Genomic DNA, 21,656 nt, shown 5'->3' on the forward strand with positions numbered 1-21,656 from the left:
TTACAATTTGACTATTTACGATTTACTATTAGACGATTTACGATTTACGATTGAAATTAGTTTGCATAGTGTAACTTCAATCGTAAATAGTAAATCGTCTAATAGTAAATCCCCTAATCTCCTAATCGTTCCTTAATTTAAGATTGTCAGCATTATGAGAAACAAACTATTACTATCGGCAACCATACTCCCGGCGTTAAGCATTAGCAGCGATGTTCATGCAGCACAGGATCAGAAACATCCTAATATTATTATGTTTCTGGTGGATGACATGGGATGGCAGGATACCTCTCTTCCCTTTTGGACACAGCGTACACATTATAATAATATTTATGAAACGCCCAATATGGAGCGTTTAGCTGCACAAGGTATGATGTTTACGCAGGCCTACGCTTGCAGTATCAGCTCTCCAAGCCGTGTCAGTTTGTTTACAGGTATGAATGCAGCACGTCACCGGGTAACCAGTTGGACACTACGCAAAAATACAACACACGAGCAACCGGACTCCGTCATGATATATCCGGAATGGAATGTAAACGGTATTTGCCAGGAACCGGGAGTAGAAAGAACAACTCAAGTCACCACGCTGGCACAAGTTCTGAAAGACAACGGTTATCACACTATACACTGTGGGAAAGCTCATTTCGGAGCCAATAATACTCCGGGTGAAGATCCGCTGAAAATGGGATTTGAAGTGAATATAGCCGGACACGCCGCAGGTTCCCCTGCAAGTTATTACGGTAAAGAGAACTTTGGAAACAAACCCGATGGTAAAAGCCCGTTGGCTGCCGTACCAGGTCTGGAAAAATATCACGGTACAGATACATTTCTGAGCGAAGCACTCACACTGGAAGCAGAAAAAGCCTTGAATAATGCACAGAAGAGTGATAAGCCCTTCTTCCTGTATATGGCTCATTATGCAGTACACACGCCTATACAACCTGATCTGCGTTTCTATCAGAAGCATATCGATAAGGGATTGCCCCCGGTAGAAGCTGCCTATGCTACTCTTATAGAAGGGATGGATAAAAGCCTCGGTGACCTGATGGACTATCTGAAAGAAAACAATCTGGAAGACAACACCGTTATTCTCTTCATGTCAGACAATGGCGGACTGGCTGCGCATACACGCGCAGGGCAACTCCATGTGCAGAACTATCCACTTAACAGTGGTAAAGGCTCTGCTTATGAAGGAGGGGTTCGTGAACCGATGATTGTCAGCTGGCCTGGTAAAATTAAACCCGGAAGTAAATGTAATCACTACCTGATGATCGAAGACTTCTTTCCATCCATATTGGAAATAGCTGGTATATCGGACTATAAGACGATACAGCAACGGGATGGCATCAGTTTTGTACCTCTTCTTACTGAAAAAGGCAAAGTGCAGGATAGGGATATCTATTGGCATTATCCACACAGTTGGGGACCTTCGGGACCGGGAATCGGGGCAACGTGTGCCATTCGTTCGGGAGACTGGAAGCTGGTCTACTATTTTGACTCTGGTAAGCGGGAGTTATTCAATATAGCCAATGACATTAGTGAAAAACAGGATCTGGCAGGAAAAGAGCCACGCATCACGAAACAGTTGGCAGGAAAATTAAGTAACTACCTCCGTTCAGTTGATGCACAACGCCCCATTTTACGTAAAACTCAACAATTGGCACCTTGGCCGGATGAAGTAAAATAAGATGTATTCACCCTTAAAATTAGTAGATAAACAGATGAATAAAAGAATATTTTGTCTACCTCTTTCACTACTTTTTATAGTCACGGGCATAGTCTCCGCTCAAAACAAAAGTGCAGGCATTAATTTGTCTGTGTGGAAAGGAATCAGCACCCAACCGGCTGACAGTGCACAGACCACCTATTTTAATTTAGGGATCCTTTCTACCATGAACCGGTTGAACGGAGTAGGATTCAATGCATTTGGCAGCGTCATTGGCGGTAATATGAATGGCATACAATTCTCCGGACTTGCCAATATGGTAGGTGAAAGTATGCGCGGCGTACAATTATCGGGTATTAGTAACATCAACGGAAACAATATGGTGGGATTATCTGCCACTGGACTTGTCAACATTGCAGGCAATCAATCGAAAGGCGTCTTACTATCCGGAATGACGAGTATCAGTGGAGACAATACATCCGGTGTGATGGCAAGCGGTATTATGAATATATCGGGAGACGGAGCAAGTGGCGTACACCTGGCAGGACTTGCCAATATCACAGGCGCTACTTTCAACGGAGTAACAGCAGGAGGTTTACTGAATGTGATAGGTGAACATCTGAATGGTGTACAAATATCCGGGTTTGCCAACATAGTGGCATCGCGAATGAATGGTGTACAGATTGGACTGGGCAATTATGCAACAAAAGCCAAAGGGGTACAGATTGGATTAGTGAATTACTATAAAAATGAAATGAAGGGATTCCAATTGGGACTTGTCAATGCCAATCCGGACACAAAAGTACAAATGCTAATCTTTGGAGGTAACGCAACGAAAATCAACATAGGTGCCCGATCCAAAAATAAACTTTTTTATACCATTATAGGTGCCGGTACGCATTATTTAGATTTCAGTGATAAATTCTCTGCAACATTATTCTATCGGGGTGGTATTTGGCTACCTCTCTGCAAAGACCTGACAATTAGTGGTGACTTGGGATATCAACACATTGAGACATTCAAAAACAAAGATTACGGTATTCCGGCACGCCTCTACGGACTACAGGCCCGTTTAAATTTAGAATATCAGATCACAAAGAAATTCGGCATATTTGCCTCCGGTGGTTATGGTGGTAGCCGCTACTACAATAAAGACATCACATATGACAAAGGGGTGATTGCAGAAGCAGGAATCGTATTGTTTTAAAGGAGAAGGAAGAATGGAGAGGGGAGAAGTACTATGCAGCGTGATAGCGCAGCCTACTTCTCCCCTCTCCATTCTCCCTTCTATTATTGCTTTTCCTTAATCAACCCCGTCCTATACGCCACCAGTAGTTTTTTCAGATCCTGAATCTGTGTAACCAATTCTTTCCCTTTATCCGTATCTTTTACCATCATACGCTGAGAATTGAATTCAATTACAAAAGTGGTCGATTTGATATCCTGCCCTTCTTCTATGGCTTTTTGCGTAGACTGAAAGGGTTCGTGCTGCACCAGCTGTAAACCATGAGAGTGATATACCAATGTATATCCGGCAATACCGGTCTCCGGCTGATAGGCTTTTGAAAAGCCTCCATCAATCACAAGTAACTTTCCTCCGGCTTTCATTGGTTGTTCACCTTTAATGGTTTTCACCGGCACGTGTCCGTTAATGATATGTGTATGCACGCCTGTCACACCAAATTCTTCAAGTATCTGGTTACATATCTTCTCATTATCACGCAAAGTATAGTAATACCCTTTCTTTTCCTTATGCAGCTTTTTGTCAGCTATAAAATAACGTTCAAAAGTAGCCATCTTATCTTTATCGAACGAAGGAGCATCAGGGCCACACCACATATACCAGATGTAATCCATTGCAAAGAGCTTATCACCATCCTCGTCTTCATCAAAATAGGCCGTACGGATCAACTGATCAATCTTATCCATCAAATTCTTACCCCAGTATTCTTTCCCATGAATGGTTACGTGCTTGAAGCTGCCATCTTCATTAAGAGGAACAGAAGCATGATACAAAAGATTGGAATTACAAACCAGATACATTCCCCCATACGTAAACAGGCAACGCATATGTTTCTTCAACTTCTCACTATTCATAAACGAATAATGCAGCTTATCTACCAGTTCTCTTTCTTCATCGGTCAGGCGATATGGATCTTTGGGATCTATGGTTGGGAAATTAGTATCACGCATTTCATATTCCACACCTTCATAGACAAATACGCCTCGCTCGAAATCAATCTTCTCCAGCAGCTTCCGGTTCTCCATACCAAACTCCGGACGGCGATTAATAATATCCGCTTCCAGCTTAAACTGTATAATTGTAATGGCCTTATGCATCTGCGTGATAAGACGCAATGTCTTCTCATTGTATGCCGAATCAGCAAAATTCATTTTCGGTGCAAAAATAGTACAGGGGTCATCGGCATAAGTATCCATAGCAAAAGTTGCCAGTGGCAAAAGATTAATGCCATATCCATCTTCAAGTGTACCCAGATTACCATAACGCATGGACATACGAATCACATTTGCCATACAGCTCGTATTACCAGATGCAGCTCCTATCCAGAGAATATCATGGTTGCCCCACTGGATATCAAAATTATGATAATTACATAACGTATCCATAATGATATGTGCGCCGGGGCCACGATCGTAAATATCACCGACAATATGCAATGAATCGATGGTCAAACGCTGAATCAGATTGCACATAGCTATAATAAAATCATCGGCACGTTTGGTAGATATAATAGTACTGATAATGACATTGATATAAGCATGTTTATTGGGTTCAATGCTCGATTCGTGCAATAACTCCTGAATGATATAAGAAAATTCTTTAGGTAAAGACTTACGCACTTTAGAACGGGTATACTTGGAAGATACATTCTGACATACCTTTACCAATTGGTTAAGAGTAATCAAATACCAGTCGTCAAGGTCCTTCTCACGAGCCTTGACCAATTGCAATTTCTCTTCAGGATAATAAATCAGTGTACTGATCTCTTTCTTCTCTGATTCACGCAAAGTATTACCAAAAATCTCATTTACTTTTCGCTTCACTGCACCCGATGCATTTTTCAATACATGTTGAAAAGCCTCATATTCACCATGAATATCTGTCAGGAAGTGTTCTGTACCTTTGGGTAGATTCAGAATGGCTTCGAGATTTATTATCTCCGTACTGGCATCGGCAATAGTGGGAAAACTACGTGACAATAACTGCAAATAACGCAGGTCGCTCACAATACTTTCAGGGGTTATATTACTTTGGGCAGTCATGATATTTACGATTTATTCCCTACGGTCATGACCATTATTAATCCATAACACATAGGTACGTTGACAATTTACAATTTTACGATTTAAATTACTTATTTGTTTATTTTAAAGCCTACATACAAACTTCACAGCGCAGCCAATTTTCAACTAAATAAGATTTTCAACTCAACAAGAACATGAGTAATATCTGAGCAATAATGACACGCAAAAACATGCACAACGGATATACCGTGGCATAAGCTACAGACGGATTATCACCCGGAATAGTATCATTCACATAATTCAATGCCATCGGATTTGCCATACTTCCGCATAACATACCAGAGACTGAGCCAAAATCGATTTTCATTATCTTGAAAGCAAACATACCAACAATTGCGGTAGGAATAATGGTTAATCCGGCACCCAGACCAATCCACAACGCCCCTTCAGGACGAAATACCGTATCGAAGAAATGTGCACCGGCATCAAGCCCCAGACAAGCCAGATACATGGAAAGCCCCAATGCACGAAGCATCAGATTGGCACTGCGGGTAGTATAAGTGATCATGTGCATACGCGGGCCGAACGTACCAATCAGAATACCAACAATGATAGGTCCACCTGCCAATCCTAGTCTCACAGGAGCACTAATACCGGGAATAGAAATAGGAATAGCCCCAAGAGCCAATCCTAATATGATACCAATAAACACAGCCACCAGATTAGGCTCTTTCAAACTTTTTACAGCATTTCCCAATACTTTTTCCACATTCTGAATGGCAGCTGCCTCACCCACTACTGTCAGGCGGTCGCCAAGTTGCAAAGTAAGTTCAGAGGTAGCAAGTAACTGTACACCCGAACGATAAACACGGCTGATATTGATTCCATAATGATTTCTCAAACGAAGTGAACCGAGTTTCTTGCCGTTCAGTTCGGGGCGGGTTACCACAATACGTTGCGAAATAAGCTGGCTGTCAATAGCATTCCAATCAATATCTTCCTTATTCCAGTCAGTGTTTTCCTGTTCACCAAACAGTACAGTCAGAGCCAATACATCTTTTTCAGAAGTTATAACCAACAGACGGTCACCCTCTTTCAGAATCTTCTCAGAGGTAGGGATACTCACATTACCGTCTCTCCACAAACGAGATATGACGAATTTAGGATAACTCATATGAGCTATGTCCTTGACACTTTTATTGAAAATAGCAGGATTATGTACCTGAAAAGCAGCAATATAAGTTTTGTTAGTATCGTCTTTCTCTTTGATGGCAAGATCCTCTTTACGCACTAATACCTTCCGGATAAGTAACACCGCAAGAATCACTCCTATTACCCCCAATGGATAAGCAACTGCACAACCCAAAGCAGGAGTACTACTCTCCAGTCCCATCTGTTTTAAGGTTTGTTGTGCTGCTCCCAAAGCAGGAGTATTAGTAGTGGCCCCACAAAGAATACCAACCATATTAGGTAAAGAGACACCCGTTGTATAACTGCATAACACTGTAAGCAGGGTACCCAAGAGCACTACGGCAAGGGCCAGCATATTCAAAGTGATACCACCTTTACGAAAAGAACTGAAAAAGCCGGGCCCCACCTGAAGCCCCAATGCATAAACAAAGATGATAAGCCCGAAACTCTCGGCATAATTCAACATCTGCGGATCAACTGATAGTCCGAAATGTCCGGCAAAGATACCTGCAAAAAACACGAAAGTCACTCCAAGAGATATACCACAGATGTGTATTTTGCCTAATCCCAGCCCGATGGCAGATATAAGTGAGATAACAACTACGGCCTGCAAGGCTGAATGCTCGATGAAGAGACTATATAACCATTCCATAAATATAATTATTCAATGTGCCAATGTGCCAATTGACCGCACTGTAACATATCACATAGTAATTGGCATATTGATACATTGGCATATTGACACATTAATTTTTGCAAAGATAGAAACTATTTATGCGCGTACAAAACTTTTGTGTATCCATTTCATACTGTACCAACGACGAACAAAGATGATGCCCCGAATGTTTTCGTCCAGCAAAAAGGCCACCCACATACCACACAAACCCCAACCCCAATGAATTCCAAACAGATAGCCTCCGCCTACTGCCACAGTCCACATTACAACCAAACCGACATAAAAAGGATAATTCACATCGCCTGCTGCACGCAAAGCATTGGTAGCAAAAATATTGATAGGACGCCCTATTTCCAGTACAGTATCTATAACCAACACAATAACTCCCATACGAATAATCTCCGGATTGGTCGTTAGCCACCCCAAAATAGTACGTCCGGAAGCAGCAAGGATACAAGAGAGAATAAAAGTGATCATCACCGATTTTTTCATCACATACTTTCCCAGCAGAAAAGCAGCATGAGGTTTCTTTTCCCCTATCAGATGACCGATACAAATAGCTCCTCCCTGTGCCATTGATATACTGAAAAGATATACAAACATGATGATATTAACACAATAAGTTCGCGTTGCCAACGCTTCTACTCCCAGCATATTAATAAAGAATGTAATGACTACCTGCGAAGAGCTGTAAGATAACTGTTCACCCGCCGAAGGTAAACCAACTTTCATCAGATTTTTCAGTTCTATCCAGGGAAAAGGACGGAAATAGACAAGCGGAAAACGATGAATATGTTTGCGGAAAAGAATTATGAACAGAATTACCATTGCTACTCCCCGGCTGAATGCCGTAGAGATAGCAGCTCCTTCCACACCTAATTCCGGAAAACCAAACTTACCGAAAATCAATGAATAGTTCCCTATGATGTTGACAATGTTGACAACCACTGTGACCAACATCGGATAAATAGCTTTATTAGCACTACGAAGCGATGCCGATAAGGTGAGAGATATAGCCTGAAAGAAAGCAAACGAGCCAACAATACGCATATACTCTGCACCATCTGCCATTAGTTCCGGACCAAGCCCCATCCAACCGAGTATGGTGGTATTCATTGAATAAAGAAAAAGACTGATTGTTCCTCCCACAACCAGATTCACTAACAGTGATACTCCAACAACCTGTACCACTTTTTTTTCGAGCTTTGCACCTAAGTATTGCGAACATAAAACGGACGTTCCCAGATTGATTACCTCAAATACCAGGAACGTCAGCATTATAATTTGATTGACTACCCCTACGGCAGCAACACTGTTATCGGAATGACGGCTTAACATGATAGTGTCTACTGCACCAAGCATCATGATAAGCAGCGTTTCTATAAAGATAGGAGCAGCCAGCTTAGCCAGCCTCTTCTTAATACTCTCCTGCTGAATTTTGTGTGTCACTTTTTACCTCGTCTGAATTTCGGGGTGCAAAGGTATTCAATTTTAACGAAACCGAGAGTTGATTTATATCAAATAAGTTAGAGCCTGCCCTTATAGACTACATAATTATCCCATCCATCCAGATATCCTTCAAGGCGATTCGCCCAAAGATTCACTTCATCGAGATAAGAAACATCATTCGGGCCATATACCATACAAAGAGATGACTGTACTGCATTTTCCCAATTCCAGTTGAAACGATATTCATCCTCCCGTATTCTTCCATCAGGATACTGTATACGAATGTAATCCACTCCTCTTCTATCCAGATAAAAATCAATCTCCTGCCGGCAGTAATAACCATCCCTATTATAGTAAGTTCTCACCCAGGTACGGCTACACAGATCACGTGACTTATTATAATAGCTACCGCCAATATTGTCATCATCATAAAAACCATCTATTTCAATCTCACAAGCTGTTAGATTAACCATAGCAAAGGTCAGCAATACCAGTTTCAAATATTTAAAAGCTTTCGTTTTCATAATCTTTTTCCTTTCTTTTTATGTGTTTTTGCATAAAACAAAAGTAGGCAAACGTTTGATTGAAGCCAAAAGAAAAATCCTACATTCAATAAGGGAATAACCTAATCCTTAGAGGGAAATCTCACCTTTTTACTACCAAACGTTAACGCCGGCACCAAACTTCTTAATTCATGTTATAAATCAAGCTATTAAGCCTCATAAGTTTGCTATTCTCCCAGAAGTATGTATCTTTGTACTGTGTTTTTCATAGTATTAGATTTAAGGTTAACAAAAAGATTGGCTGTCTGGGATAGATAGCCTTTTTTTATGCTCTTATTTTAATTGCTACCCTCTTCCCTCCTGTTCTGAACAAAATCTCCTTTTAAGTGTATATAGGAAAATCATTCATCCTAAAACACTTAATTATGAAAATTTATTTTGTAAAAGCTGCTGCATGGACAATACTTACATGTACTACTTTATTTTTCACCGCATGTTCCAAAGACTCAATCAATATCAATATTGGCGAAAATGGGACAGAAGAAGGCCAATCTGATAACGGAACAGGAACTCCGGATCAAAAAGCATTAATCACTTTTCATGCTTCTATAGAGAGTAGAAATATGACACGCTCTCTTTCACCGATGCGTAAAGGAATAACAAGTTCTATATACGCATTCAAATCACCAGTTACTTCACTCGAAACTCCTTCTGCCGAAGGTATCTATACCACTGCTACCGTAGGGGTACTAACCGGTGTAGAAGGATATAAAATGTATCTGCCCAATGGCGTTTATTATTTCTACGCCATTTCTAACAACTCTTCTACAGCTTCTGCTAAATTCGTCAACGAGCGTTCAGAACCTTTGAACAACGGAGTAGATTATTTGTGGGCAAGTAACAAATTACAGGACGTTACGAGTACACAAGTGAGCATGCCTATTCTTTTTCAACACTGTGCCACCCAGATAGTATTCAACATCTCTGCCGGTAGCGGAATAAAACTGGACAAACTGGTTTCAGCTTCCATCACTCCAGCAAACCCGGGTGCTACTATGGACATGATTACCGGAGAAATAACTCCGTCTACAACGTATAGTACCGAAACAGCCAATATGGGAATTAATGGTTTCACAGCTCAATATATCATGCTTCCACTAAAAACCAATACAGCGATGCCGCTGACCTTGCAAATACTGGCAGATGGTGAAAATACTCCACGTACCTATAACGTAAACGTTCTTTTACCCAACGGAGAGTTGGCAGGAGGAGATTCTTACGTATTCAGTGCAGTGATTGATGGAAATTCTGTTTCATTTCCAAATGTTGAAGTATTAGGCTGGACCGAAGTAGACGAAACTGGTAAACCTCTTTATCCATCACAAAAACCGGACTAAAAAAGTTTTCACGTTTAACATTTGAAACATAGCCAATTAACGATATGCGGAAGAAAAAGTAGAAAAAAATCTTGCAGAAAGGTTTGCATAGTTCAAAACTTCCTCCTATCTTTGCACCGCATTTGAGAGAGAATGCGGGTTCAAGGAAGTTTGGGTGAGTGGCTGAAACCACCAGTTTGCTAAACTGACGTACGGGTAACCGTACCGCGAGTTCGAATCTCGCAGCTTCCGCTTAATCTCAACAAAAAAAGAGCTAAGTTATTAAGACTTGGCTCTTTTTAAATCTAAAATCGGTGGGTTCGTCTAACGGTTAGGACACATGCCTCTCACGCATGTAATACGAGTTCGATTCTCGTACCCACTACTAACTAATGATAAAGCAGTTACAATTCATTGTAGCTGCTTTTTTTATTATATTTATTTTTTAATTCCCATTTAATAGCAGTTTTCAAAAAGTATTGATTAAATTTGTAGTAATTATTTGGTAATAAAATATCTACAGATTTAAAAATGATAAAATCATAATACTATGGAACAAACAATATGGATTTTTTGGATCATATGGCTTATAGCAATAATAGCCCAGTTAGTAATGGTTATTAAATTCTTTCAGATGTCCTCAGATATCAAAGACATAAAAGAAATGATGAAGTATGATTTACGAACAAAATATCCCGAACTACAGAAAAACAAAGAAACAGAAGCACAAGTAGAAGATATAATAAAAGATAACCCAGGGAAATTCACATGGCAAAGTTGGGTAGCTTTAGCTATTCTATTGATAGGGATATTGGTTTTTCTTTTTAGCGGCAAATAGATTTACTCATAAAATAATGATCATTAGGAAAAGGGGGAAAATGCCTTTTCCACCCGATTCACTGATTTGCGTCAACCAATTTTATGCTTTTGCAAACAGTACCAATTACTGCTTATCAGAACACATTATAGCCCTATTTAGAAAATCATTCACATAAATGATTCTTATTTGTAATTTATAAATGCATGCCGATATCCTTGTATTTTATTCCAGTTCCCTCTTGTAAAATCGGGTATCTCTACAGGGACAGATCCGTTCTCTATCGAAAGTTTAGTCAAAGGAATTAGTGAACACCATTCTGCAAGATCATAAACATCCATATCTAATGGCAATCCGTGATGCAGACAATAGATTAATCTCGAATCCATGATGAAGTCCATACCACCGTGTCCGCCTACTTCTTTAGCCTGTGCTTCCATGGTTTTGACAATAGGATCTTTATACTGATTCATTAACCGGTTCTTTATTTCTTCGGGCATATACTCATGAGCAGTAAAGTTTTGCCCGCTTGTAATATCCGAAGGCAAATCACTGCTATTCAAAGCATAACCTTCCACCGGATATTTATTGGCAAACCCTTTAGTACCTGTGAGTTGGTATAAGCGACTGTAAGGACGTGGCGAAGCTACATTATGCTCAATCTGAATTGTCTTTCCTTTTTCCGTACGTATTAAAGTAAGTGTGACTTCTCCATTTTTCACTTTTTGCGCATCTTCACTATTTCCATGTTCTTTCAAATACTGAGGCAAAGAGAGAGGATCACTGTCCATTGCCACCAAATATTTCATCCGGTCACCACGATGAATATCGAGTAGCTGACAAGCTGGGCCCATACCATGTGTGGGATACACATCTCCCCTATTATTGAGATTATATTGCATACGCCAGTCTGCATTGTAGTCTCCCCAGTAATCTTGCAAACAATGATTATAAGCACCTTTTACATGGGTAATATCTCCAAATAGTCCTTGTTGTGCCATGTTCAGAGTTGTGATCTCAAAGAAATCATATACGCAGTTTTCCAACATCATACAGTGCTTTCGAGTACGTTCTGCCGTATTTACAACTTCCCATATCTCTTCCAAACTCATGGCTGCAGGTACTTCACAAGCCACGTGCTTGTCATGCTCCATAGCATAAACCATCATGGGGGTATGATGTAGCCAATCAGTAGCTATATAAATAAGGTCGATATCCGGTCTTTCGCACATTTGTTTCCAGGCATCCTCACTACCATAGTATTCAGTTGCTTCAGGCATATCGGCCTGATGAAGTATTTGTTGGCAACTATCTACTTTCGATTGATGCAGATCACATAGTGCTTTTATTTCAATTCCTTTTTGATGGGTAAAACGTCGGATGGCTTCACTACCTCGTGAGCCTAATCCGATAAATCCAATACGTACAGTTTCAATAGGAGGACAAGTTAACCCAATAGCATCCTGCTGCCCCAAAGGGCGTTCAGGAGCAAATACAACAAGAGGCTTGACTTCCTCCCTCTTTCTGGGCATTTCTGCTGTGAGAAACAAACCTATTGCTATACCAGCAACTACAAGTATAGCAGTCAACGGAAAGTATTTTTTCATAATAAATAGAATTTGGTAATTGATAATTAATACTTCTTCTCTTCTTTTAATGTGCTCTAAGGTTTATACTCTAAAAGAGCTATTGAGCCATGCAAATACTCACAAGAATATAAAAATAAAATATTAATTAACACTTTGACATTTATGTGCCTCCAAAAGGCTTTCAAAAATGATGTAAGTAGACGATAATTTCGTTTTTTTCTTGGTAGACAATGTAGAATTATCTATATTTGGAAACTTCTTTTTAATGCTCTGGCTCTTATATTCTTTTTATGAATTTAAATAATTCGTGTATGTCTATTATAAAACAATTATTTCTGAAAGGAGGAAAGTATGGAAGAACGCATACTTTTTTCTAAGATACAGCAAGGAGACACAGCATCTTTTGAATGGTTGTACAAAAAGTATCATCCTAAAATGTATATGTTCTGCAAAGGGATCCTACACGACGAGGATAAAACAAAAGATCTTGTTCAAGAATGTTTTATTGCCTTTTGGGAGCATCGTACTCAGATTAATGCTCCAGAAGCAATAAGTGTTTATCTATTTCGCATCATGAAACATCTTTGCTTGAAACAAATCCGGCGAGATTCATTACTCAACAATTTTTCTAATATAAATGAAGTGGCATTGAGAGAACTGGAACTTTCTTATTATACCCCTGAATGTAATGTTCTAAATGATTTATACTTTAAAGATCTGAATGAACAATATCAGGAAGCGCTTGATAAGCTACCCAAACAATGCCAAAACATTTTCCGAATGAACCGGAATGAGGGTATGAGAAGTGAAGAGATTGCCGCAGCACTGAACTTGTCTGTTCGTACTGTTGAAAATCAATTGTATAAGGGGCTAAAACAAATTAAGAAGTCAATGCAGGGATATCTTCCTTTATTGACTATCTTATTAATTAAGAACTTTTTAAAATAATATTGTGATGATTAGTGTCAATGAAGATTATTTTATGAAATATCTGAAGAATGAACTTACTGAGGACGAGACACGCCAATTAGTAGCATGGTTGCGTGATAACAAAGAGAATCAGAAGTTTCTTTTTTCATTGAAAGATTCTTATCTGTATCTAAATTATGAAAAAGATAAGAAAGAAGCCAATACTGAGCATGAATGGAAGAAATTCTCAGAAAGAACCGGTCTCGCTCCAAAATCAGCTCCTTTAGGCAAGCCTTTTACCTTGAAACAGGTTTGGTCCTCTGCAGCTATCATCCTGTTGTGTATTCTTAGTGGTTGGATAGCAGGAACGATTTATACAAGATTGAATATGCCACAAGGGTTAGTGACTTTAGAGACAGAAGTAGGACAACAAGCAAAAACCATATTGCCGGATGGAACAACAGTGCTTCTGAATGCTTGTTCCAAGCTGACCTATTCTCTGGAAGGCTGGAATAATACGCGCGACGTACGTTTGGAGGGTGAGGCAATCTTTGATGTAGTACACAAGGAAGATAAACCTTTTTATGTGCACACCTATAACTATTGTGTCCGTGTATTAGGCACGAATTTTAATGTAATGGCATATGGAAATGATCCGGAAGGGGTCGTTACATTGAAACATGGTAAGGTAGAGATTGGCATAGCGGGTAGTAACAAAAATATGTTTCTTCAGCCGGGAGAAAGTTTTGTATATGACAACCAAGCCGGAACCTATCGGATAGAACAACGTTCGTTAAAGCATGTCTATGCCTGGGAACGTAAAGAGATTATCTTTGAAGGGCATACGCTGGAAGAAAAGAAAGAAGAGCTTTTAAGACATTTCGGATATAAGTTTGAGGTAGCTCCGGAATTACAGAAAATGAGCTATAAAGCTACACTTCGCGACGAAAGTTTGAATGAATTTCTTGCGGCATTGGACAGTATTACTCCACAGATGTCCTACCATATTGATGTAAACCGAAAAATAGTCAAAGTGAGAAAATAAACGCATGGAAAAGATAAAGACTACTTTGATAGGTGCAGGATACCGAGGAAAACAACTGCTGCAATTCCTACAAAACTTTCCTTTTTTTGAAGTAATGGCAGTTGCCGATCCGTATATTGAAGAAACCGATATACCCGAAATTGTTTGTTACAACAATGGCGAAGAAGATTATTTAAATATGCTTGACCGGCATAAACCGGAATTGGTGTTCATCACTTCTCCCTGGCAGTGTCATGTTAATCATGCAATACAATGTGTGGAGAGGCAGTGTCATATTGCTTTGGAGATAAAAGGTGGACTTTATTTAGACGAGTATCAACCCCTGATTGATTTGGCAGAGCAAAAAAATTGTCGTGTTTTTCCTTTAGAGAATACGCTTTTCCGACGAGATATCTTGGCTTTATGCAATATGGTGAATGCCGGTGTATTCGGAGAAATTATATATATGCGCGGTGGATACCGACATGACTTACGCTCTTTATTGTTAGATGATTCCGGCAACATCGGTCATCGTGGTAAAACAGAAAGTGTATGGCGAAGCAAATTCTACCAGAGCGAAAACGGTGATCTTTATCCGACACATGGATTAGCTCCTCTTTGCATGATCGCCGGTATCAATCGGACAGATCACTTCAAATCTCTGACTTCGCTGGCTTCCAAGTCGGCTGGTTTATTACAACGAATAAAAGACCTGGGTGGAGATACAAATGTAGAAATCAGGATGGGAGATATTATTTCTACTCAAATAGAAACTGAAAAAGGAATTCTTATCTCGCTAATTCATGATACCACGTTGCCTCGTCCTCGTAGTTTGGATTTTGAAATACAAGGAACAAAAAGTATATGGCAGGGAGATAATAGCCGCATCTATGTGGAGGGTGTCAGCCCGGATGAAACCTGGGAATCTGATCTCTCCTACATTGAGCGTTACGAAAGTCTATATTGGCAGCAGTGGGGCGAAGATGCTCTATTACAGGATGCGCATCATCAAGGCATGGATTATATTATGTTGAAAGCATTAGAAGCTGATTTACAAGGAAAACTTGTCTACCCGGCTACTCTCAACGATCTTGCTTTGTGGACTTCCGTTTCTCCCTGGTCAAAAGTTTCAATTGCTGAGCGAAAAACAATTTATTTTCAATAATAAAAGAATCTTTATTCTGAACTGTTTCAAAAATTAAAAAGGTCCGTCGTTTCCGGCGGACCTTTATTAGTAGCGTTATTCAAAAATTAAGCTACCTATTGAAGCGTGTATCTCAGCGTAAAATTACCACTACCATTAGGAGTAACTGTAGCAGGATTACCATCCGAAATAGTAATTCCATCTTTCAAATCGACACTTACCTTATAATATCCTTCAACAGTTGGTAGTGTGAAATGAGTTGCATTACCGTTTAGTATATTAGAATTTGCATCGAAGTTTACGTTCGGTAATTCTATTTTTGTTTCACCGGAAGGATTTGTCAGTATAAATGCTACATCTCCTCCCCAACTGAACACGTAACATGTACCTTCGTAAACAAAACTGTTTCCTACGCGTACTAATGGAAGAGCACTATCTACCTGCCAATTCTGAGCAGTACCTGCTTGGGAATGCGCCCAACTCCATCCATACATATAGATTGCATCCGGATATCCACTTGCCGGACGGGCATAAGAGCTACCACTGAAAGCATCTATCTGAATAAAATATTTGCCGGTAGAGCTTGTCAAAGTCCAATTTGCGTTACCACTACCCGCGAACAAGTCTTTATTTGGAGTACAAAGCGATAAATCTACAGTATTGGAACTAATCGTCTCTCCTTTTGTTAGTTCAACTTCACCTTCATAGATATAGCTTGTGCCACTCTTTAATTGCAGTTGAGTGCCGGCAAAATCAATTCCATTGCCCAGAGTTACACCATTTGCCTTCACTTGTTCATTTGCAAATTCAAGAGTACGTTCACTACCTATAACAGAAACTTTGGTACATTCATCTCCTTCAAAATATACACGGATTTCAAAAGCACCACCTGCAGTAACCGGGAAGCTCTTACTTGTATCATATGCCGAACCAGTCGTGAGTTGAGTACCGTTCCATAATATAAATGAATCTTCTCCGGCCTTCTTCAATTGGAAGGTTCCTGCTGCAATAGAACCCCACATTCCTGTTTCTACATTATCTCCTTCGGGTGGGAACCAGGTATAGTAACGTAAATCACCACTTTCATATCCTTGCATACGCATCTTCGCTTTCTCTTCTTTTATTTCTCCATCTTGCCAGTGACCGGAAATAGTACCGAGAATATAATAACTATCTATAGATGGAAGAGACGTCCAACCATGTCTTTCTCCAAAAGTCAGTTCAAAAGTTTTAGGATTGAATGTGATTTTGCAAGAGGCTTCAATATCGCCACCAATAACAATGGAGTCTTTAGCCATTGTCTGGATCTCTCCATTGACGGTTCCCCAATATAATCCTGTATTGGTAGGAGTTGGAGAAATAATACCTTTTATATTGGCAGGAAAAGTCTCATCAGCTTCAAATACATCTCCGTTCGGATATAATTCGACAACAGACTTATTGCCCAACAAGAGGTATAACCTGTTGAAGGTTGGTACTTGTAAGGATGTTAAATCAAAACTTTGTACCGCCTCTCCATTCCGGCTGTTTTCCAGAATCACCTCCACTTTAAAAGTTCCTTCTTCTGCATTTTTCGGAAGAGGGATAGAGAATGTTTCATTCATTTGAAAACTCTGTCCCAACAACATCTGCTCTTTACGATAGAGTTCTGTATCATTTCCGTCTTTCAAAAGAATGATATACATTTTAAGATTCTTTTCGTCTGTTAATGTACCCGTTACGGAGACCTTATCTCCATAGAAAAGTCCACTTTGCGGAGATACAATAATGTTCATCTCCGGCTTGGGGGCATTACCTGCATTTGCAGGTTCATCGTCATCACAACCGCAAAAAAGTAACGGTAGAATAGCTGATAGTAATATAAAAAATCTTTTTAAGGACATAATCATATTTTTTAAAGGGTTAAGCTTTAAGGAATATTTTGTGGTCATACATCCACTTGACAATCAGCAGTACGATAGCTGATTGAAAGCAAATGCCAACCAAAGGATAATACACTCCGAACCACTGTTCCAGACCGAAAAACAGAGAGTCTGATATACTGCGGAAGTTTACCACTTCAAACAAACAGTATGCAGCTATGGAATTCATTCCATAATAATTGAGCCAATTTACTGCTCCCGACTTCCATCCTTTTATATCAATCAGGTAATAAAAGATACCCATGAGCAAGAAGCAGACACCACCATAAAAAAGGGTCATCGAACTGCTCCATATACGTTTGATAATTGGAAAAAGGGGATCCATCAACAAAGCCGCGGCCACAAGGAAGCCCCCCACCAGCAATAATACTTTCAAACGTTGAACAGGTTCTTTCCGAAGTCGGAGAATATGACCGGCAAAGCTGCCGAGCATCACAGTAACTATGAAATTCAAACTACTTAATATCCATGTGTAGTGGTAAGACGAATCGAAGCTCCATGTTCCGTTTGTCCAGATAACTCCATCACGCAAAGAGCCCAACACACAACGGTCTATCTCCTCTGCAATATTAGTTCCCGGTTCATAATTCATGTTACCTACTGTAGCGAAAACCAATAAATAAGTTATGAAGCATAGAACCGTAAAACCAATTTGCGTACGAAATGAGCACCATACGTAAAGCAGAGCTGCTACCACATACCCCACAGCAATCGCCTGGAGTGTATTTGCAAAAATGTGAAATTGCCTGATGTCTAATGCTAATAAGTTTCCTTGTACTACCCAGCCCAAAAAGAACAAGACAAAGAAACGCTTAAAAAGCCGGAAATAGAAATGACGGTCTATCTTTTCTCCTTGTTTGTATTTTGACATGGCAAACGGGATGGTGCTGCCGGACATAAACATAAACAGTGGCATTATCAAATCCCAGAATGCAACTCCCTGCCATTCTACATGAGTGAATTGGTTGATAATAGGATCCAATGACGGATTATTCTCTATTTCCAGCCAGGTCATAAGAATGGGTTGAAGCATCAACAAGCAGAACAGGTCAAAGCCCCTTAACAGGTCCAAGGAAGCCAAACGTTTATTAGCAGTTGCCATAAGTTATTTCTTTAAAGTAAATCTAATGGGTGATTGGCTCGCGGGCAAATCTGAAGATGCACTTACCTGAATGTCTATGCCCAGGTCATTGTATCCGGTTGCTGCTTCCCAACAATCTTTATTACCCAACCGAATAGCATATTCCGGTCGGTCATGTATAGTACTCACCGGATCCGGCAGATACAAATACAATTTGTAATCCCCTACCGCCAAATCAGTGGGCAATGCAACCTTGGCATTTATAGTCTCAACTTTATAGGGCTGCCATTTCCGTGGATCATCCGGCAAGGAGGCTACATAAGTAGTCTTTCCATCTTTTGAACGCAAAATCAATTCAACTTTTCTTGCATTAAACGGAGGAGCATAGCCCAAATTCTGCAAGGTGATAGCCGCATAAAGCTCACTACCCGGAGCATGTTTTTCAGAATACTCCCCTTTCTGCAAGACAATCCTATACCCCATTTCACGGATAATCCTGTCCATACATCCACCTGTGATCCAGGTATCGTTTACTCCTTTGTAATAATCTTCATTCAGATAAGACCAACGAAGATTACGCATCTCTGCTTGTGCTTTGTCACAATCAGCAGGATCTACCCCTTCCGGCGGACAAGTTTCTCCACCTATCGGCAGATAAAGTCCCTCCGCATTCAAATAGCTTTTATCAACAGCTACGTCTGTATAAGTACCATAATCATCAACACTGGCCATGAAACAATCGTTATGATGTCCTATTCGGGCTACAACTTTGCCACTGAATGCATCTTCTGCTTTGATAGCAATCTTCACCCCTATATAATTGCGTTTGTAATTGGGGGTTCTCACTTGCACGGTACGGTCTGTCGGCAAAACTTCCAGAATTTTATCCAGTATCGCTTTACGGGCTGCATCATTATTCAGATTATTGGTCGTATAGTACCATTCTCCCCATGAACCAATAAAACCTGCCTGCAATACAGCAATCACATCTTTATCTTCTTGAAGTATAGGTTTGATTTGATCCAAGTGTTGCAGGATCACCGAGAGCGGTGCATCCGGTTCATCCATAGCCAGAGAATAAGCAAAACGCAGAATCATTTTTATACCTGCCTTACGGGCTACCTCCATGTCTTGTTTTATCTGTGAGAGGAATGCATCGCTAATCGGTGCATTCTTGAAATCTTTCAGATAATAAAGACGATAGATAAGGGAAATCTGTTTTTGTCGGTAACTACGCAATGTTTGTTCCGAAAGTGCAGGTGTACCCTTGCTGTCTGTATATTTGTAGAAACCACGTTCAGGGTTAGGGAACAGTTCATTCGTTGATATATAATTCACCGTTTTTGTCGGGCCAACTTCCGTTTCACCACCATTAGAACCCTTGTCGTCAGCATTCGACTGATTATCACTTCCACATGCCGTAATACCCAAAATAAACAAGAAAGGTAATAAGGCCATTAAACTACTTCTTTTAAACATTCTATTTATCATAACCTGGATTTTGTTTTACTTGTCCTTTACCATCTGTTATGACAGAAAGAGGCAACGGATATAATTCTTTATATTTATTCGCATAAGGAGTCTGAGTTACATCAATAGCACGTTGTACAAATTTATCATGACGGATTAAATCTGCACGGTATTGTCCATTCTCACACCAGAATTCATGGCTTCTTTCTGTCAGAATCTGATCAATAAATTTTTCCTGAGTATTGACATCCTCCAGTTTCAGAGCTTTCAGTTTAGCACGCTCACGTATTGTGTTGACATACCCCAAAGCTTCGGTGTAATCTTTTGAAGTTGCTTCCGGTTTCATAACAAGTGCTTCTGCCAATGAAAGATACACATCTGCATAACGATAAATGATCACATCAATATCAGAATAGCCACCCGAACCTAATACTGCCGGATCATATCCGATCTTCAACGGAATAGGCCCTGTTGCCAAAGGTGAACCGGGAGTATTACGATCCACTATTTCTCCGGTTGCATTTGTGTAATGGCTGAGTAAATAAGTCTTTCGGGTATCAGCAGACTCAAATGTATCATAGAACCACCAGGTGCTGGTACATATACCCCAACCGGCTCCCATACCATTTTGGTTAAAATCAGTAGGAAGTGCTCCCATATGCCATTGATTCATACTCGGGCCCTCACCAGAAGAAGGGATAGCCCAAATAATCTCTTTATTGGCACTCCCTTGTCCACCAAGTTCAAACATAGCAGGATAGTCATTCATTAGCCGGTATCCATATTTGGAATCCATCAGTTCGCGGGCTAAAGTTTCTACCTTAGTATAGTAATCTTTGTTACTTACCGTTTCATGCAAATAGAGACGGATAAGCAACATTTTAGCCAGCCCTCTGCTGAATTTACCATACTCCGCAGCTCCCGGATAAGGAAGGTATTCAGAGGCAAATATAAGATCATCTTCAATGAACTTCACCATTTCTTCATGCGACAGTCGTGGCAAAGGAACTTCTTCCAGAGGATTTAGTAAGACCTCAATCGGAGCCACAACCAAAGGTCCATACATATCAAATAAGATGTAAGAAAGCATACCGCGTGCACATCTGACCTCTGCACTATAACGGGCTTTCAAATCGTCTGATAATGAACTTTTCTCAATGTAATCCAATACGAGCGTACAGCGACTAATCTTATTGGCATATCCGTAAGGCTCTTTATTTTCATAATAAAAGAAAGTCACTCCTTCTGTTTCCGGAAAGAAATTGAGTAACGAACAGTCGTATGCCGGCCCCCACGTTTGGGTCAGAATTTCAGTGGTTGCATCATTTACAAACATCACTCCCCGTTCAGAAGGAGAATGTATTCCATCCCACCAGTTACCACGAAGTGGGTAATAACAGGAAAGAACCAAGGCTTTCAGGTCTTCCTCACTTTTGGGAAAATTTGAAGGATTGATCTCAGAATAATCTACAGGATCAAGATCAATACAGCTACTCAGGCAGGTACCTATAAATACGATGGCTGCCAGATATGTTTTAATGTATCGTTTCATTATACTTGATTTTAGCGTTA

Annotated in this window: 16 protein-coding genes and 2 tRNA genes; 9 read left to right on the forward strand and 9 right to left on the reverse strand. The window is 40.1% G+C overall.

Annotated features, from left to right (window positions below; genetic code table 11):
- Positions 1-154 precede the first annotated feature (154 nt).
- Positions 155-1,687 (forward strand): sulfatase, encoded by a 1,533-nt coding sequence (locus tag ACESQI_RS05720; RefSeq protein WP_373125551.1) that lies wholly within the window; start codon positions 155-157, stop codon positions 1,685-1,687.
- Positions 1,688-1,721: 34 nt separating this feature from the next.
- Positions 1,722-2,873 carry an LA_2272 family surface repeat-containing protein gene (locus ACESQI_RS05725; RefSeq protein WP_195660036.1) on the forward strand — a complete coding sequence of 384 codons (1,152 nt, stop codon included), beginning with the start codon at positions 1,722-1,724 and terminating at the stop codon, positions 2,871-2,873.
- A gap of 83 nt (positions 2,874-2,956) precedes the next feature.
- Here ACESQI_RS05725 and ACESQI_RS05730 read toward each other — a convergent pair whose 3' ends face one another.
- The 4 genes from ACESQI_RS05730 to ACESQI_RS05745 form a co-directional block, all read right to left on the reverse strand.
- Entirely contained in the window at positions 2,957-4,951 is a 1,995-nt protein-coding gene (locus ACESQI_RS05730; RefSeq protein ID WP_002560716.1) for a fructose-bisphosphatase class III, read from the reverse strand.
- A 160-nt stretch (positions 4,952-5,111) separates the two neighbouring features.
- Positions 5,112-6,776 (reverse strand): putative transporter, encoded by a 1,665-nt coding sequence (locus ACESQI_RS05735; RefSeq protein WP_025867660.1) that lies wholly within the window; start codon positions 6,774-6,776, stop codon positions 5,112-5,114.
- Between the two features lie 120 nt (positions 6,777-6,896).
- Positions 6,897-8,249 carry an MATE family efflux transporter gene (locus ACESQI_RS05740; RefSeq protein ID WP_002560719.1) on the reverse strand — a complete coding sequence of 451 codons (1,353 nt, stop codon included), beginning with the start codon at positions 8,247-8,249 and terminating at the stop codon, positions 6,897-6,899.
- A 77-nt stretch (positions 8,250-8,326) separates the two neighbouring features.
- Entirely contained in the window at positions 8,327-8,773 is a 447-nt protein-coding gene (locus tag ACESQI_RS05745; RefSeq protein ID WP_025867659.1) for a hypothetical protein, read from the reverse strand.
- Between the two features lie 404 nt (positions 8,774-9,177).
- Between ACESQI_RS05745 and ACESQI_RS05750 the strand changes: the two genes are divergently transcribed.
- From ACESQI_RS05750 to ACESQI_RS05765, 4 genes are all read left to right on the forward strand, one after another.
- Complete coding sequence (locus ACESQI_RS05750; RefSeq protein ID WP_122201670.1) at positions 9,178-10,149, forward strand: fimbrillin family protein; 972 nt, start codon at positions 9,178-9,180, stop codon at positions 10,147-10,149.
- A gap of 144 nt (positions 10,150-10,293) precedes the next feature.
- Positions 10,294-10,380: transfer RNA gene (locus ACESQI_RS05755), tRNA-Ser, on the forward strand.
- A 61-nt stretch (positions 10,381-10,441) separates the two neighbouring features.
- A tRNA-Glu gene (locus ACESQI_RS05760) sits at positions 10,442-10,513 on the forward strand.
- Positions 10,514-10,678: 165 nt separating this feature from the next.
- Positions 10,679-10,966: a hypothetical protein gene (locus ACESQI_RS05765; RefSeq protein ID WP_002560774.1), complete on the forward strand. Its 288-nt coding sequence runs from the start codon at positions 10,679-10,681 to the stop codon at positions 10,964-10,966.
- A 164-nt stretch (positions 10,967-11,130) separates the two neighbouring features.
- On the opposite strand, the gene ACESQI_RS05770 is transcribed toward ACESQI_RS05765, so the two are convergent.
- The gene (locus ACESQI_RS05770) at positions 11,131-12,552 is read right to left on the reverse strand and encodes a Gfo/Idh/MocA family protein (RefSeq protein ID WP_007485157.1); all 1,422 of its coding nucleotides are present in this window, start codon (positions 12,550-12,552) and stop codon (positions 11,131-11,133) included.
- A gap of 333 nt (positions 12,553-12,885) precedes the next feature.
- Here ACESQI_RS05770 and ACESQI_RS05775 point away from each other — a divergent pair, with 333 nt between their 5' ends.
- Genes ACESQI_RS05775 through ACESQI_RS05785 form a run of 3 tightly spaced genes read left to right on the forward strand, consistent with a single transcriptional unit; the run spans position 12,886 to position 15,632 of the window.
- Complete coding sequence (locus tag ACESQI_RS05775; RefSeq protein WP_195349352.1) at positions 12,886-13,482, forward strand: RNA polymerase sigma-70 factor; 597 nt, start codon at positions 12,886-12,888, stop codon at positions 13,480-13,482.
- A gap of 34 nt (positions 13,483-13,516) precedes the next feature.
- Positions 13,517-14,488: a FecR family protein gene (locus ACESQI_RS05780; protein ID WP_231373113.1), complete on the forward strand. Its 972-nt coding sequence runs from the start codon at positions 13,517-13,519 to the stop codon at positions 14,486-14,488.
- 4 nt (positions 14,489-14,492) lie between these two features.
- Positions 14,493-15,632 (forward strand): Gfo/Idh/MocA family protein, encoded by a 1,140-nt coding sequence (locus tag ACESQI_RS05785; RefSeq protein WP_195349350.1) that lies wholly within the window; start codon positions 14,493-14,495, stop codon positions 15,630-15,632.
- 95 nt (positions 15,633-15,727) lie between these two features.
- Here the strand turns inward: ACESQI_RS05785 and ACESQI_RS05790 are convergent, their stop codons facing one another.
- The 4 genes from ACESQI_RS05790 to ACESQI_RS05805 are packed head-to-tail and all read right to left on the reverse strand — an operon-like array spanning position 15,728 to position 21,636.
- Positions 15,728-17,494 (reverse strand): hypothetical protein, encoded by a 1,767-nt coding sequence (locus tag ACESQI_RS05790; RefSeq protein ID WP_373125552.1) that lies wholly within the window; start codon positions 17,492-17,494, stop codon positions 15,728-15,730.
- Positions 17,495-17,513: 19 nt separating this feature from the next.
- Complete coding sequence (locus ACESQI_RS05795) at positions 17,514-18,635, reverse strand: acyltransferase family protein (RefSeq protein WP_373125553.1); 1,122 nt, start codon at positions 18,633-18,635, stop codon at positions 17,514-17,516.
- Positions 18,636-18,638: 3 nt separating this feature from the next.
- Entirely contained in the window at positions 18,639-20,072 is a 1,434-nt protein-coding gene (locus tag ACESQI_RS05800) for a DUF4832 domain-containing protein (protein WP_373125554.1), read from the reverse strand.
- A gap of 22 nt (positions 20,073-20,094) precedes the next feature.
- The gene (locus ACESQI_RS05805; RefSeq protein WP_373125555.1) at positions 20,095-21,636 is read right to left on the reverse strand and encodes a RagB/SusD family nutrient uptake outer membrane protein; all 1,542 of its coding nucleotides are present in this window, start codon (positions 21,634-21,636) and stop codon (positions 20,095-20,097) included.
- Positions 21,637-21,656 lie beyond the last annotated feature (20 nt).

It is taken from the genome of Bacteroides sp. HPS0048 (assembly GCF_964240755.1).
Lineage (GTDB): Bacteria > Bacteroidota > Bacteroidia > Bacteroidales > Bacteroidaceae > Bacteroides > Bacteroides nordii.